General features: G+C 71.1%; 16 protein-coding genes and 1 pseudogene. 6 read left to right on the forward strand and 11 right to left on the reverse strand.

All coding sequences use genetic code 11. From position 1 onward, the window contains the following. Positions 1 to 286 precede the first annotated feature (286 nt). Positions 287 to 1,918, forward strand: a complete 1,632-nt coding sequence (locus ACGFJ7_RS31935) for an amidohydrolase (protein WP_392645469.1) — start codon at positions 287 to 289, stop codon at positions 1,916 to 1,918. Here ACGFJ7_RS31935 and ACGFJ7_RS31940 read toward each other — a convergent pair. From ACGFJ7_RS31940 to pcaH, 8 genes and pseudogenes are all read right to left on the reverse strand, one after another. Then, positions 1,870 to 2,715, reverse strand: coding sequence for a phosphatase PAP2 family protein (locus ACGFJ7_RS31940; protein WP_360253197.1), 846 nt, complete (start codon positions 2,713 to 2,715; stop codon positions 1,870 to 1,872). The genes ACGFJ7_RS31935 and ACGFJ7_RS31940 overlap by 49 nt on opposite strands. 142 nt (positions 2,716 to 2,857) lie before the next feature. Beyond that, complete coding sequence (locus tag ACGFJ7_RS31945) at positions 2,858 to 3,484, reverse strand: 3-oxoacid CoA-transferase subunit B (protein WP_360253199.1); 627 nt, start codon at positions 3,482 to 3,484, stop codon at positions 2,858 to 2,860. After that, a complete protein-coding gene (locus tag ACGFJ7_RS31950; protein ID WP_392645472.1) occupies positions 3,481 to 4,131 on the reverse strand; it encodes a 3-oxoacid CoA-transferase subunit A in 651 nt (216 codons plus the stop codon). The genes ACGFJ7_RS31945 and ACGFJ7_RS31950 overlap by 4 nt, the downstream gene beginning before the upstream one ends. Further along, on the reverse strand, positions 4,128 to 4,469 hold the full coding sequence (gene pcaC, locus ACGFJ7_RS31955; RefSeq protein ID WP_360254014.1) for a 4-carboxymuconolactone decarboxylase: 342 nt from the start codon (positions 4,467 to 4,469) through the stop codon (positions 4,128 to 4,130). The genes ACGFJ7_RS31950 and pcaC overlap by 4 nt, the downstream gene beginning before the upstream one ends. A gap of 90 nt (positions 4,470 to 4,559) precedes the next feature. Beyond that, positions 4,560 to 5,261 (reverse strand): annotated as a pseudogene (locus tag ACGFJ7_RS31960) (alpha/beta fold hydrolase); the annotation flags it as partial. Further along, positions 5,255 to 6,406, reverse strand: coding sequence for a lyase family protein (locus tag ACGFJ7_RS31965; RefSeq protein ID WP_360253203.1), 1,152 nt, complete (start codon positions 6,404 to 6,406; stop codon positions 5,255 to 5,257). The pseudogene ACGFJ7_RS31960 and the gene ACGFJ7_RS31965, both read right to left, overlap by 7 nt. Next, a complete protein-coding gene (gene pcaG / locus ACGFJ7_RS31970) occupies positions 6,403 to 6,924 on the reverse strand; it encodes a protocatechuate 3,4-dioxygenase subunit alpha (protein ID WP_360253205.1) in 522 nt (173 codons plus the stop codon). The genes ACGFJ7_RS31965 and pcaG overlap by 4 nt, the downstream gene beginning before the upstream one ends. Next, positions 6,921 to 7,649 (reverse strand): protocatechuate 3,4-dioxygenase subunit beta, encoded by a 729-nt coding sequence (gene pcaH / locus ACGFJ7_RS31975; protein WP_360253207.1) that lies wholly within the window; start codon positions 7,647 to 7,649, stop codon positions 6,921 to 6,923. Before pcaH ends, pcaG begins: the two co-directional genes overlap by 4 nt. 71 nt (positions 7,650 to 7,720) lie before the next feature. On the opposite strand from pcaH, the gene ACGFJ7_RS31980 reads away from it, so the two are divergent. The 5 genes from ACGFJ7_RS31980 to ACGFJ7_RS32000 all read left to right on the forward strand — a co-directional run bounded on the left by ACGFJ7_RS31980 (position 7,721) and on the right by ACGFJ7_RS32000 (position 12,540). Then, a complete protein-coding gene (locus ACGFJ7_RS31980; protein WP_360253209.1) occupies positions 7,721 to 8,464 on the forward strand; it encodes an IclR family transcriptional regulator in 744 nt (247 codons plus the stop codon). 39 nt (positions 8,465 to 8,503) lie between these two features. Further along, positions 8,504 to 9,661, forward strand: coding sequence for a 4-hydroxybenzoate 3-monooxygenase (locus tag ACGFJ7_RS31985; protein WP_360253211.1), 1,158 nt, complete (start codon positions 8,504 to 8,506; stop codon positions 9,659 to 9,661). Between the two features lie 94 nt (positions 9,662 to 9,755). Beyond that, entirely contained in the window at positions 9,756 to 10,763 is a 1,008-nt protein-coding gene (locus tag ACGFJ7_RS31990) for a permease (protein ID WP_392645710.1), read from the forward strand. After that, positions 10,760 to 11,464 (forward strand): TIGR03943 family putative permease subunit, encoded by a 705-nt coding sequence (locus ACGFJ7_RS31995; protein ID WP_360253215.1) that lies wholly within the window; start codon positions 10,760 to 10,762, stop codon positions 11,462 to 11,464. Before ACGFJ7_RS31990 ends, ACGFJ7_RS31995 begins: the two co-directional genes overlap by 4 nt. Further along, a complete protein-coding gene (locus tag ACGFJ7_RS32000; RefSeq protein ID WP_392645474.1) occupies positions 11,461 to 12,540 on the forward strand; it encodes a hypothetical protein in 1,080 nt (359 codons plus the stop codon). The genes ACGFJ7_RS31995 and ACGFJ7_RS32000 overlap by 4 nt, the downstream gene beginning before the upstream one ends. 173 nt (positions 12,541 to 12,713) lie before the next feature. Here the strand turns inward: ACGFJ7_RS32000 and ACGFJ7_RS32005 are convergent, their stop codons facing one another. The 3 genes from ACGFJ7_RS32005 to ACGFJ7_RS32015 form a co-directional block, all read right to left on the reverse strand. Further along, entirely contained in the window at positions 12,714 to 13,907 is a 1,194-nt protein-coding gene (locus tag ACGFJ7_RS32005) for an RNA polymerase sigma factor (protein WP_392645476.1), read from the reverse strand. Then, entirely contained in the window at positions 13,904 to 14,275 is a 372-nt protein-coding gene (locus tag ACGFJ7_RS32010; protein ID WP_360253221.1) for a YciI family protein, read from the reverse strand. The genes ACGFJ7_RS32005 and ACGFJ7_RS32010 overlap by 4 nt, the downstream gene beginning before the upstream one ends. 61 nt (positions 14,276 to 14,336) lie before the next feature. After that, on the reverse strand, positions 14,337 to 14,600 hold the full coding sequence (locus tag ACGFJ7_RS32015; RefSeq protein WP_360253223.1) for a GlsB/YeaQ/YmgE family stress response membrane protein: 264 nt from the start codon (positions 14,598 to 14,600) through the stop codon (positions 14,337 to 14,339). Between the last annotated feature and the right edge of the window lie 42 nt (positions 14,601 to 14,642).

Raw genomic sequence — 14,642 nt, forward strand, 5'->3', positions numbered from 1 at the left:
GGGCACCATTCACCACCGCGACCCGCACCGCCGACCCGAAGGCGCAGCAAAGCGAACCCCGCTGAGTTCATGATTTCCGTCAGGACGGCCGCGCCCGGGCCCTGGTGAAGGTCCCGCTCGCTCGCCCGTCTCCCTGGCGGCTCGGAAAACATTACTCCTCGAACGGCGCAACGCCAAATCGGGGCCCGGAAGAGTGCATCCCCCCAGGCCAGAGCCCATGTCAACGCCGTTGACGGAGGAGACCGAGGGTGATGGGATGCCCCAAACACCCCGAGGAGGAGCACGTATGGCGTACGCGGACCTGGTCTTCGTCAATGGTCCTGTCTTCACCGACGACGGCTTCGACACCGGCCTGGCGGTGCGCGACGGCCGCATCACGGCGCTCGGCGAACAGGCGGCCCGGGACCTGCGCGGCCCCAGGACCGAGACGATCGACCTGAGGGGCCGGCTCCTGATCCCCGGCTTCCAGGACGCCCACATCCACGCCGTCATGGGCGGCGTCGAGCTCGGCCAGTGCGACCTCACCGGCACCACCGACCGCGACGAGTACCTGCGCCGGATCCGGAAGTACGCGGACGACAACCCCGATGCCGCCTGGATCGTCGGCGGCGGCTGGTCGATGGAGAGCTTCGAAAGCGGCATCCCCGACCGTCACCTGCTCGACCGCGTCGTCCCCGACCGTCCCGTCTATCTGCTCAACCGCGATCACCACGCCGCCTGGGTCAACACCCGGGCCCTCGAGTACGCCGGCATCACCCGCGACACCCCTGACCCCGACGCCGGCCGGATCGACCGCGACGGGAACGGCGACCCCGTGGGCGCTCTCCAGGAGGGCGCCATGTCCCTCGTCGACGTCCCCGCCGCCACCGCCGAACAGCGGCTGGCCGGTCTCCTGCGGGCTCAGGCCCTGCTCCATTCGCTCGGCATCACGGCCTGGCAGGACGCCATGGTGGCGGCAAGCAACGGCTACGACGACATCTCCGACGCGTACCAGCAAGCCGCCCGGACCGGCGCGCTCACCGCGACCGTCGTCGGCGCCCTGTGGTGGGACCGCGACCGGGGTGCCGAGCAGATCCCCGAGCTGGTCGCCAAGCGGGAGCGTCTCACCGTCGGCCGCCTGCGCTGTTCCTCGATCAAGCTGATGCTGGACGGCATCGCCGAGAACTTCACCGCCGCCATGACCGCGCCCTATCGCGACTCGTGCGGGTGTACTACCTCCAACCGAGGAATCGATTTCATCGACCCGGAGGCGCTTCGGGGCTACGTGACCGAGCTCGACGCGCTCGGCTTCCAGACGCACTTCCACGCCCTCGGTGACCAGGCCGTACGGAATGCCCTGGACGCCGTCGAGGCCGCCCGGAAGGCCAACGGCCAGCGGGACACCCGTCCGCATCTGGCCCATCTTCAGGTAGTACACCCGGACGATGTACGCCGGTTCGCCGCGCTCGGCGCCACCGCCAACATGCAGCCGTACTGGGCCGCTCACGAGCCGCAGATGGACGAGCTCACGATCCCGTTCCTCGACCCCGAGCTGGCCGGATGGCAGTACCCGTTCGGCGATCTGCACCGGGCCGGCGCGCGGCTGGCCGGCGGTAGTGACTGGCCGGTCAGCACCCCGGATCCGATTCAGGGCCTGCACGTCGCCGTCAATCGCGTGCTGCCCGAGGAGGACCGGGAGAGGTTCCTGGAAGATCAAGCCCTTGATTTGCGTACGGCGCTGAGCGCGTACACGAGCGGCTCGGCCTACGTGAATCACCTCGACGACACCGGAAGCCTGCGTCCCGGCATGCGCGCCGATCTGGTCGTCCTGAACCGCGATCCGTTCGCCGGCGAGCCCCGGGAGATCTCGGAGACGGCGGTGGCGCAGACCTACGTCGACGGCAGGCGGGTGTTCGTCTCGGAGTCGGACGAGCGCTGAACGGGCACGGCCCGGGGCCACACGGCGGGGACCGGCGGCGCTTCCAAGGCCGCCGGCACGGGCGCGGTTTCGAGAGCGGGCGCCGGCATCGTGGCGGGTTCGAGGGCGGGCTGCGCCACGACCGGGCGCGGCACCAGGGCGAGGACCACGGCGAGCAGGCCCATGGCGGCGACCGCGTCCACCCAGTAGTGGTTGCCCGTCACCACCACGACGAGCAGCGTGATCACCGGGTGGGCCAGCCAGACCCAGCGCCAGCGGTGGCCGGCGAAGGCCCCGGCCAGGGCCAGGGCCACCACGACGGCCCAGCCGACGTGCAGGGAGGGGATCGCCGCGTACTGGTTGCTCAGCGTGTCGGTGCTCGGGGACCCGTACACCGAGGGCCCGAAGAGACGTCCGGTGTCGACCATGCCGGCCGAGGTGAGCATGCGCGGCGGCGCCAGCGGGTAGAGCGCGTGCACCACCAGGGCGAACGCCGTCAGCGTGGCCAGGGTGCGCCGCATCCACAGGTAGATCTCGGGCCGTCTGACGTACATCCAGATCAGGGTGATCGCGGTGGCCGGGAAGTGCACGTACGCGTAGAAGCAGTTCGCCGCCCGTACCCAGAAGTCATGCGGCAGCAGCGCTGTCTGCAGCGCCGACTCGCTGGGCAGATGCAGCAGCCGTTCGAAGTCCCAGACCGAGGCGGCGTTGCGCATCGCCTCGTCGACGTGGCCCTCGACCAGGATGCGGCCGAACTTGTAGGCGAGGAACAGCACGGCGACGAGAAGTAACTCGCGCGCCGCGCGTCGGGCAGCCACCCTGTTCACCCTGGCACCTCCGGACGAGCCCGCGGGACGCGATCAAGTCCCCAGCATCTTCCAGATCTTGCAGGACACGCAAATTTTTACGGCGAGAAGTCAGTCACCTTCACAGCGTCACCTCAGGCTTGTGAAAGGGACGTCAGCTCAGTGGAACGTCCAGCCGGGCCGAAAGCTCCTCGACCGTGGTGCCGAACGTCTCCACGACGTGGACGCCCTCCGGCGACAGGGCGAACGTCGCCACGTCGGTGTAGACGCGGCTCACGCAGGCCTTTCCGGTCAGCGGATACGTACAGGAGGGCACCAGCTTCGGCTTGCCGTCCTTGGCGAACAGGGTCATCATCACGAAGACCTGCTTGGCCCCGATCGCCAGGTCCATCGCCCCGCCGACCGCCGGAATGGCGTCGGGCGCGCCGGTCGACCAGTTGGCCAGGTCGCCCGTCGCCGAGACCTGGAACGCGCCCATGATGCAGACGTCGAGGTGGCCGCCGCGCATCATCGCGAACGAGTCGGCGTGGTGGAAATACGACGCGCCGGGCAGCTCGGTCACCGGCTGTTTGCCGGCATTGGTCAGGTCGGGGTCGATGTCGTCCCCGGTGGCGACCGGGCCCATGTTGAGCATGCCGTTCTCGGTGTGCAGGACGACGCCGCTGCCCGGGCGCAGATAGGAGGCGACCATGGTCGGCTGCCCGATCCCGAGATTGACGTACGAGCCGTCGGGAATGTCCCGGGCGACGATCTCCGCCATTTCCTCCCGCGTCAGGCTCATGCCACGACCAGCCGGTTCACGTAGATGGCCGGGGTGACGACGGCTTCCGGGTCGAGTGCGCCGACCACTTCACCCACCTGAGCGATGGTCACAGCGGCCGCGGTCGCCATCACGGGCCCGAAGTTCCGGGCCGTTTTGCGATAGACGAGATTGCCGATCCGGTCGGATCGGTAAGCCTTGATCAACGCCACGTCCCCGCGAATCGGATATTCCAACAGGTACTCCCGGCCGTCGATGACGCGTGTTTCCTTGCCCTCGGCGAGCGGCGTTCCCACAGCGGTCGGGCTGTAGAAAGCGCCGATTCCGGCGCCGGCGGCCCGCATCCGCTCGGCCAGGTTGCCCTGGGGCACGAGTTCGAGCTCGATTTTGCCGGCCCGGTACAGCCCGTCGAACACCCAGGAATCGGACTGCCGGGGAAAGGAACAGACCACTTTGCGTACGCGACCGGCGGCCAGCAACGCGGCGAGCCCGGTGTCCCCGTTTCCCGCGTTGTTGCTGACGATCGTGAGGCCGGAGGCGCCGTGCTCGATGAGCGCGTCGATCAGTTCGACCGGCATGCCGGCCATGCCGAACCCACCCACCAGAACGGTGTCGCCGTCCTTGACGGCCCCGACCGCCTCGAGCGCCGGCATGATCTCCGCGGTCATTCGGCCAGGACTTTCTGCGCTATACGGAATGCGGTGTTGGCGGCCGGGACGCCGCAGTAGATCGCGGTCTGCAACAACACTTCCTTGATCTCGTCGTCGGTGAGCCCGTTGCGCCGCGCGGCGCGCAGGTGCATGGCCAGTTCCTCCTGATGGCCCAGGGCGACCAGCGCGGTCAGGGTGATCATCGACCGGCTGCGGCGGTCCAGGCCGGGACGGGTCCAGATCTCACCCCAGGCGTACGCCGTGATGAGCTCCTGAAAGTCGCGGGTGAACGGGGTCGTCGCGGCCACGGCACGGTCCACGTGCTCGTCGCCGAGGACCTGGCGGCGTACGGACATGCCCGCTTCTCGCACCCGTTCGAGGGTGGCCGGCCCGCCGAAGTGTTCCTCGAGCAGCCCGGCGACCAGCTCCGGCTGCTCGGCCGGGGCGAGGTGGGCGACATCCTCGAGCACGACCAGACGGCCGTCGCGCACCTCGGACGCGATCTGCGCGAGCCCCTCCGGCGGGGTCGGCTGGTCAACGGCTCCGGCGATCGCGAGCACGGGCGCGACGATCTCGGGCAGACGCGGCCGTACGTCGAAAGCGGCCAGCGCCTCGCACGTGAGCGCATAGCTCTCCCGGTCGACCGCGCGCAGCGCGTCCAGCAGCGCACCGGCGACGGCGGGCTGCCGTTGCGGGAAGGCCGGGGCGAACCAGCGCTGAAGCGAGCCGGCGACGACGGCGTGAGTGCCCTCGGCCCGTACGGTCTCGGCCCGCTGCCGCCAGCCCGCGGCCTCCCCGATCTTGGCGCCGGTGCAGATCAGGGCGGCCGACTCGACCCGCTTCGGCGCGTCGAGCAGCAGCTGAAGGCCGACGGCCCCGCCCACGGAGTCGCCGGCGTACCGGAACGGTGATCCGGGCCGGAGCTCGCAGGCGAGGGCCAGAACGTCCCGCGCCAGGTCGGCGATGCTGAAGGCGCCGGCCGCCGGAGCACCGCGCCCATGCCCGGGAAGATCCCAGCCGACGACGTGATGACCCTTGATCAGCCGGGCGCAGCGCCCCCAGAGCGCCTGGACCGAGGTGCCGAGCGAGGGTCCGACCAGCAGCAGGGGCCGGTCGGGCGCGTCGAGGAGAACGGTGGATGTCAGCACGGCTTCTCCGCGGCTCGGGCCAGAACGGCGTCGATGATCTCGTCGGTCGCACCCCGATAGGGCCCTCCCGCCGGGGCGTACTTTCGCTGCTCGGCGTCGATGCCGGGACGGGCCTCGGCCAGGATCGTGGCCATTCGGACGGCGTCCACTCGCAGTCCGGCCAGCAGGTCGGCGGTCTGGGAGCCGGCCACGACGGTGCGGCGGGCGAGGGTCCGCAGGGTGGACCACTCGACGTGCCAGGAGCCGTCCGGGCGTTCGTCGACCGCGGTGGCGGCGGCGATGTGCAGGGACGAGGCCAGCGGCGGGGCGGCCAGGGCGGCCCGGCGGATCAGCACCGACAGGACCGGGTTCTGTTTGTTCGGCATGGCCGACGAGCCGCCGCCCCGGGCCTCGGTGAGCTCACCGATCTCCGGCCGCGCGCCGACCAGGACGTCGTTGGCGATCTTCCCCCAGGCGTCGGTGCAGGTCACGAGCGCGTCGCCGAACCGGGTGACGGGGGCGCGGCTGGTGTGCCACGGCTCGCGCGGCGGCAACCCGAGCGTGACCGCGGTGGCGGCGACCAGCTCGCGGGCCTTCGCCGGGCCGCCGGCCAGGACGGTCGGCGCGGCCAGGTTGCCCGCGGCGCCGCCGATCTGGATCGGCAGCTCGGCGGCGTCCAGAGCGTCCCGCGCGTCGAGGACGCCCTGCAGCCAGCCCGCGACCTTGAGACCGAAAGTGATCGGGACCGCGTGCTGGGTCAGCGTGCGCCCGGCCATGTCCGTGCCGCGGTGCCGGTCGGCCAGCTCGGTCAGCAGCGAGACCTGCGCCGCCAGGTCGGCGCGGATCCGGGCCGCGGCGTCGGTGAGGACGAGCACCATCGCCGTGTCCAGAACGTCCTGGCTGGTCAGGCCGGCGTGGATGTCTCGGATGTCGGAGCGGGACCGGAGCAGCGTGACAAGTGGAATGACGGGGTTGCCGCCCGCTTCCGCGTCCCGCGCCAGGCCCGGCAGATCCGCCGGTCCGACGAGGGTGGAGAGATCGGGTGGGGCGTGGTGGTGAAGGGCGGCCAGCCAGGCCGACTCGACCCGGAGCAGGGCGGACAGGACGGCCTCGTCGGTGCAGAGGGGGTCGGCTCTCGCGTCGCCGGGCCAGAGCAGGTCGCTCATAGGGCCTGGCCGGGAAAGGTCAGGAACACCGTCTCACCCTCGCCCTGCAGTCGGATGTCGAAGCGCAGGCCGCGCTCCTCGCGCGTGGTGATCAGCGTATCCCGCCTTTCCGGCGGCAGCCCCTCGAGAAACGCGTCCAGCTCGTCGGCCGGTACGTAGGCGCGGGTGAACAGCCGGTCCAGCAGGCCCCGGGCGAACACCGTGACCGCGAAGAACGACGGCGGCTCCAGCGTCGAGAACCAGTAGTGGCCGTCCGGGTCGGTCTGGGCCCGGCCCCAGCCGGTGAACGTCCAGCCGTCGCGCCGGATCGAGCCGCCTTCCCTCGGGACGGCGCCGGACGGGTCGGCCTGCCAGATCTCGATCACGGCGTCGGGGACCCCGTCGCCCTGCCCGTCGAGGACGCGGCCGTGCAGGCGTACGGCGTCCGGCCGGCCGGGCGGCACAAGCTCGTTGTCACCCGCGTACGGCAGACCCAGATGGAAGAACGGCCCGACGGTCTGCCCCGGAGCGTAAGTCACGGCTGGTCCTCCAGGGGGGTGCGGTGGGTTCCGGTCAGGACGATGTCCCACCGGTATCCGAGGCTGTACTCGGGCGTGGTCAGCTCGTGGTCGTAGGACGCCAGCAGGGCCTCGCGCGCCTTCGGGTCGGTGATCGACTGGTAGATCGGGTCGAGGTCGAACAGCGGATCGTTCGGGAAGTACATCTGGGTGACCAGGCGCTGCGTGAAGTCCGTGCCGAACAGCGAGAAGTGGATGTGCGCCGGCCGCCAGGCGTTGAGGTGGTTGCGCCACGGGTACGGCCCCGGCTTGATCGTCTGGAAGCGGTAGGTGCCGTTCGCGTCGGTCAGGCAGCGGCCGGCGCCGACGAAGTTCGGGTCGAGCGGCGCCGGATGCTGATCACGCTGGTGCCAGTAGCGGCCGGAGGCGTTCGCCTGCCAGATCTCGACGAGCTGATGACGTACGGGATTGCCCTGCCCGTCGAGGACACGGCCGGTCACCACCATGCGCTCACCCAGCGGCTCCCCCGCGCGCTGGATCGTCAGGTCGGCCTCGTCGGCGGCGACGTCGCGGCTGCTGAAGCAGGGCGCCCACAGTTCGACGCCCTCCGGATCGGCCAGGACCCGGTCCTTCGTCGGGTGCCGCAGCACACTGCTGCGGTACGGCGGGTAGTCGAGCTGCGGTTGCGGCCCGCCGCGGCCGCGGAGCTCGGCTATCTCGGCGCTGATGTCGGCCTGGGTCTCCACACCGGGGACGCTAGACGGGCGGCGGCCCCGAGACGATACTTGCCTTCCGCTCAGTGGAAGACAGGGTATCGATGGGCGCTACTGTCACCTCCCGGGTGCTCGATCTGCTGGGCGCCTTCGACGCCGACCATCGCAGCCTCACGCTCAGCGACCTGGCCCGCCGCGCCGGACTGCCGCTGGCCACCGCCCATCGGCTGGTCGGCGAGCTGGCCCGGTGGGGCGCGCTGACCAGGCTCTCCACCGGGCAGTACGTGATCGGCCGCCGGCTGTGGGACCTCGGTCTGCTCTCCCCCGTGCAGTCCGGCCTGCGCCAGGCCGCCTCGCCGTTCCTGCACGATCTCTACGGCGCCACGCTGGCCACGGTGCATCTCGCCGTCCGCGACGGCGGGGAGGTGCTCTACGTCGACCGGCTCGCCGGGCACGTGTCGGTCCCGGTCGTCAGCGAGATCGGCTCGCGGCTTCCGTTGCACGCCACGGGGGTGGGCAAGGTGCTTCTGGCGTACGCCCCGGAGGACGTGCGGACGGAAGCATTCGGGCGTCTCACCCGGATCACGCCCTACACGATCACGCAGCCGGCGCTGCTCGCCGAGCAGCTCCAACGGGTGCGGACGACGGGCTTCGCCACGACCGGCGAGGAGATGAGCCTGGGCGCGTGCTCGGTGGCCGTGCCGGTGCGCGGCCAGGCCGACCAGGTGGTGGCGGCGCTGGGCATCGTCGTGCCGGACCTGCGGCGGGAACAGGCGCGGTTGATCTCGGCGCTCCAGGTGGCGGCGCGGGGCATCGGCCGGACGTTGGCTTCCGCCCAGTGGAAATAGGGCCTTGCCGCTTTCGCCCGCCTGCCGTTGGCTGAGCGCATGCGCACCCAGGTCGCCATCATCGGCGCCGGCCCGGCCGGACTGCTCCTCGCCCACCTCCTGCATCGCGGCGGCGTCGACGCGGTGGTGCTCGAGACCCGTTCCCAGGAGTACGTGGCCTCGCGCATCCGCGCCGGCATCCTCGAGAGCTCCAGCGTCGAGCTGCTGGAATCGATGGGTCTCGGGGACCGGCTGCGCGCCGAGGGGCACGAGCACCGGGGCATCTACCTGCAGTGGCCGGGCGAACGGCACCACCTCGACTTCGTCGACCTGACCGGGCGCAGTGTCTGGGTCTACGGCCAGACCGAGGTGCAGAAGGACCTGGTCGCCGCCGGTACGGCCGCGGTGTTCTACGAGGTCACCGACGTCCAGCTGCACGACGTGGAGTCGGACCGGCCGCACGTGACCTTCGTGGACGCCGACGGGGAGGAGCAGCGGCTCGACGCGGACGCCGTCGCGGGCTGCGACGGGTCCTTCGGGCCGAGCCGCCAGGCGGTGCCCGCGCAGACCTTCGAGCGCGTGTATCCGTACTCCTGGCTCGGAATCCTGGCCGATGTGGCGCCCTCGACCGATGAGCTGATCTACGCCTGGCATCCGAACGGGTTCGCCCTGCACTCGATGCGTTCCGAGACGGTGAGCCGGCTCTACCTTCAGGTGCCGAACGGCACGGATCCGTCCTCGTGGCCGGACGACCGCGTCTGGGCGGAACTGGCGACCCGGCTCGGGCACGGGCAGGACGGCTGGAAGCTGACGCCGGGGCCGATCACCGACAAGAGCGTGCTGCCGATGCGCAGCTACGTGCAGACCCCGATGCGACACGGACGGGTGTTTCTGGCCGGGGACGCGGCCCACATCGTGCCACCGACCGGGGCCAAGGGGCTCAATCTGGCGATCGCCGACGTCACGCTGCTGTCGCGGGCGTTGATCTCCCTTTTGCGTGAAGGCGATGCCGCGCTGGCCGACTCGTACTCGGACGATGCCCTGCGGCGGGTCTGGCGCTGCACGCATTTCTCCTGGTGGATGACGACGATGCTGCACACCGGCGACGATCCGTTCGACGCTCAGCTCCAGCTGTCGCAGCTGCGGTGGGTGGCCTCCAGCGAGGCCGGCGCGCGCGGGCTGGCCGAGAACTACGCGGGCCTGCCGATCGGCTTCTGAACACATGCACTGATTGACATATGCGCAGGTTAACGCCGGTGCGGAGTGCGGTATGTTGGCCGCGGCCGACCGCATTGGAGTGATCTTGAACCGCCTGCAGGACATCGACTGGACTGCGCCCTCACCGCCGCCGGCCGGCGCGTCGCGACCGGAACGGAAGATCGGCTCGCTGGAGGTGCTGGCGGCGCTGCTCGTGCTGCTGGTCCTCTTCCGCGATCAGCTGGCCGGGCTCGTCGACGGCGCCCGGATGCAGACCTGGACCACGGTCTTCGTGTCGGTGCTGGTGCAGGCGGCGCCGTTCCTCGTCTTCGGCGTCGTGCTGTCAGCGGTGATCGCGGTCTTCGTGCCCCGCTCGTTCTGGGCGCGGGCGCTGCCGAAACACCCGGCGCTCGCGGTGCCGGCGGCCGGCCTGGCCGGGGTGGCGCTGCCCGGCTGCGAGTGCGGCAGCGTGCCGATCGCCGGGTCGCTGATCCGGCGCGGGGTCACGCCCGCCGCCGCGCTGGCCTTCCTGCTGGCGGCGCCGGCCATCAACCCGATCGTGCTGACCGCCACGGTGATCGCCTTCCCGGGGCGGCCCGAGATGGCCGTGGCCCGGGGCGTGGCCAGCCTGGCCGTCGCCGTACTCATGGGATGGCTCTGGCTCCGCCTCGGCAAGCAGGAGTGGATCAAGCTGCCGCACCGGCCCGAGCTCGACGACCTGTCCCGGGCGCGGGCGTTCTGGGCGGCCTGCCGGCACGACGTCATGCACGCGGGCGGCTTCCTGGTCCTCGGCGCGGCCGCGGCGGCGACCATCAACGTCATCGTCCCGGCGGCGTGGCTGCAGAGCCTGGCCGACAACGCGGTGCTGTCGGTGATCGCGCTGGCCGTGCTGGCCGTCCTGCTGTCGATCTGCAGCGAGGCCGACGCGTTCGTGGCGGCGTCGCTGTCGCAGTTCTCGCTGACCTCGCGGCTGGTCTTCCTGGTGGTCGGCCCGATGGTCGACCTCAAGCTGATCTCGATGCAGGCCGGCGTCTTCGGCCGCCGCTTCACGTTCCGTTTCGCGCCGGCGACGTTCGTCGCGGCGCTCGGCATCGGTACCGGGGTGGGGGCGATCCTGCTATGAGCAAACTGACCCAGGCCGTCGTGATGCTCCTGTTCGGCGGGGCCATCCTGCGGGCGTCCTTCACCGATCTTTATTTGCGGTACGTCAAGGAAGGCCTCCGCCCGTTCCTGATCGGGGCGGGGCTGCTGCTGGTGGCGGCGGCCGTGATGACCCTCTGGTATTCGTTCCGTTCCCCGTCCGCCGAAGCTGAGCACGATCATCACGAGCCGCGGGTCGGCTGGCTGCTCATCCTGCCCGTACTCGGGCTGCTGCTGGTCGCGCCTCCGGCTCTGGGTTCCTACGCGGCCTCGCAGGCCGGCAGCGTCACCGCGCAGTCCCTCGACAACGCGGACTATCCGCCGCTGCCCGAGGGTTCCCCGGTCGACGTCGGGCTGGTCGACTACGCGTCGCGGGCCCTGTACGACGGCGGCCAGAGCATGAAGGACCGGGACGTGCGGCTCACCGGCTTCATCACGGCCGCCCCCGACGGCAAACCGATGCTGGCCCGGATCGTCCTGTCCTGCTGCGCCGCCGACGGCCGCCCCATCAAGATCGGCCTGACCGGCCGGGCGCCGATCGACGTGCCCGTCGACACCTGGGTCGCGCTCGTCGGCACGTACACGCCGCAGAAGGGCAAGGACCCGGTCAACAACGTCGACGTGGCCTACCTCGAGGTGAAGACCTGGGAAGAGGTCCCCGAGCCGAAGCAGCCGTACGCATGACCCGCCTCTCCGGGCTCGCTCTGTCCATCGCCCTCGCCGCCGGCGCCTTCCTCCTGATCGGCACGCCGGGCCCCACCACCCCCGCGCCGCCACCGCCACGGTCGCCGGCGTCGGTCGCCTGGCCGTCGGCCGCCCGCGCCGACCTCCCGGCCGCCCTGCCCGACGGCCCCCTGTTCAACCCGTCGATCTACCTGGACGCGACCACGGCGGTCGGCACCGCGCCCACCCCCGGCGGCGACCAGGCCCGGCTGCTGCTGCGCTCCGGCTCCGGCGTGCGCGAGCTGCGCCGCGTGCCACTCGACGGCAACCCGCAGTTCGAGGCGTTCACGGTCAGCGGCGACCAGCTGTTCTGGACCGAGTCGACGGCCGGTTCGACCACGGTGAAGATCTGGACGGCGAACCTGTCCGGAAACACGGCCCGCCTGTTGACGGCCGACACCGGAAACGCGGTCTTCTACGGCAACCAGTACGACCTGGTGGTCGCCGAGGGCCGCGTCCACTGGACGGCCGCCCCGGCCAAGGGCGACTCCACCAAGGAGACCGAGATCCGCTCGGTCCCGGTGACCGGCGGCCCGGTCCGGGTGCGGCTCGAGCCCGGACAGTGGTCCCTGTCCGCCTGGCCGTGGCTGGTCGACGACGGCAGCGCGTCCGGCACCCCGAGCCTGCGCAACCTGACCACGACCCGCGACCACCCGATCGTCAGCAACGGCACCGAACAGCTCACCTGCGGCCCGGTCTGGTGCCGGGCCATGGTCCTGGGCGGCGACGTGGTCGCCCGCATCGACCTGGTCCGCCCCGACGGCACCGACCGGCGCCGGATAGCCGGAGGCGCCGCCCAGTCCGCCATCACCGACGTGGCGGTGCTGGACCGCTTCGAGATCCTGGCCGAACCCACAGCCGAAACCGACCTGACCGGCGCCGCCGCCCTGGTCGTCTACGACGTGGCCACCGGCCGCACCGTCGACGTGGCCCCCAACGCCGACGGCGCCTTCTTCCGAGCCGGCATGCTCTGGTGGTCCACCACCACCGCCAACGACGAGATCACCTGGCACTCCCTGGACCTGCGCACGGTGTGAGAAGCTGCCGGGCCGCTCGTGTCCGGAGCAGGCGCGAGACATGCGAGGGGTACCACACAGCCGCGCCCGCCGGCGTGGTGACTCCTTCGGCGTTGAAGATCGCGCAGATGTCGACGAGCCGAGCTCCTTCCCGTCGGTAGGCGACAACGCGAAAGAGGGTGCTGTCCGGACGCTCAGTTGGGCGACAGGGGCGTGCGGCATCGGACGGCGCGGGACTCGAGGTAGCGCTGTTCGGCGAGGCTTGTGGTGGCTCGGGCGGCTCGGCGGTAGAGGTCGTGGGCGGCGGCTGGGTCGCCGGCCTTTTCCCGGAGGTGGGCGCGGACGGACAGCAGGCGATGATGCCGGGCCAGGCGGTCGTCGGTGTCCAGGGTGGCCAGCAGAGTCAGGCCGGCCTGGGGACCCTTCAACTCGGCCAAGGCGATGGCCCGGTTGAGGGTGACCATCGGGTTCGGGGCTATACGTTCCAGGATCAGATACAGGGCGTGGATCTGGCGCCAGTCGGTCTCCTCCGCGGTGGCGGCGTCGGCGTGGGTCGCGGCGATGGCGGCCTGCAGGAGGTACGGGCCGAGCGTGGGGCCGGCCAGCGCCGCCCTCACCAGGGTCAGGCCTTCGGCGATCAAAGAGCGGTTCCAGGCCGTACGGTCCTGCTCGTCCAGGGGGACCAGGTCGCCGGCCGGGGTGGTGCGGGTCGCATGGCGGGAGTGGGTCAGCAGCATTAAGGCCAGCAGGCCGGTCACCTCGCTGCCGGTGGGCCGCTGGGTGTGGACGGCGCGGGTCAGGCGGATCGCCTCGGTGGCCAGGTCGGCCCGGTGGACGGCGGTGTAGCCCTCGTTGAAGATCAGGTAGAGGACGTGGAGCACGGCGGTGAGCGGCGCCGGCTCGCTGAACCGGCCTCCCGCGTCCCTGATCAGGCGTTTGGCGCGGCTGATCCGGACGGCCATGGTGGACTCGGGCACCAGGAAGGCGCGGGCGATCTCGGCCGTGGTCAGGCCGCCGGCCGCGCGCAGGGTCAGCGCGATCTGCGAGCCGGGGGTGAGCGCCGGATGGCAGCACAGGAGCAGCAGCGTCAGCGTGTCGTCGGTGCCGGGGACGTCGGTGGGCACGGTGGCCAGGGAGTCGGCCGTCTCGCGGGAGCGGCGGGCGTGGTCGCTGCGCATCTGGTCGATCAGCCGGCGGCCGGCGACCGTCGTCAGCCAGCCGCGTGGGTTGGCCGGCACCCCGGAGGACGGCCACTGCACGGCGGCGGCCAGGACCGCTTCCTGTACGGCGTCCTCGCAGTCCTCGAAGCAGCTGTAGCGCCGGACCAGCGTGCCGAGGACCTGCGGCGTGTGCTCACGCAGCAGGTCCTCGATCGCCGAGCGGGTCACGCCTCAAGCGCCCCGTCGTAGAACATCACCGGCCGTACCTCGACCGCGAGGCCGGTGAGGGCGGCGTCGGGGATCCGGGCCGCGATCTGAAGGGCCCGCTCGCGGCTCTCGCAGTCGACCAGGTAGAAGCCGCCCAGATACTCCTTGGCCTCCACGAACGGGCCGTCGGTGACGACCGTACGGCCGTCGCGGACCGACACCACGGCCGACTGGGACGGGTCGGCCAGCGCCTGCGTGACGATCAGCTCGCCGGACTCCTTGAGCTCGGCCAGCAGGGCGCCGTGGCCGTCACCGATGGCCGCCTTCTCCTCGTCGGTCAGCGCGTCGAGGACGGCCGGGTTGATGTGCATACCGATCACGAACTTCATGGTGTGCTCCTTCTCGAGGTGTCATCCATGAGTCGGAGCCACCGATGAGGTCTTTACATCGTCAGGGCCGCCGCCGCACGCCGGCCACCAGAGCGACGCCGCCGGCGGCCAGCGCGATCTGCAGGATCAGCTCGATCCAGTCGATGCCCCGCGTGTCGTCGACGCCGACCAGCGCCGCGATGAACGTGCCGACCAGGGCGGCCACGACACCGATGACCAGCGTGAGCCAGATAGGGATGTTCTGCTTGCCCGGAACGACCAGTCGTCCCAGCGCTCCGATGATGAGACCGATGATGATGGCGGTAAAGATCCCGGTGATCTCCATGCTGCCTCCCGAAGGGTCACCACCCAGCATGGACCTCCCGCG

It is taken from the genome of Actinoplanes sp. NPDC048988, assembly GCF_043197815.1.
Taxonomy (GTDB): Bacteria; Actinomycetota; Actinomycetes; order Mycobacteriales; family Micromonosporaceae; genus Actinoplanes.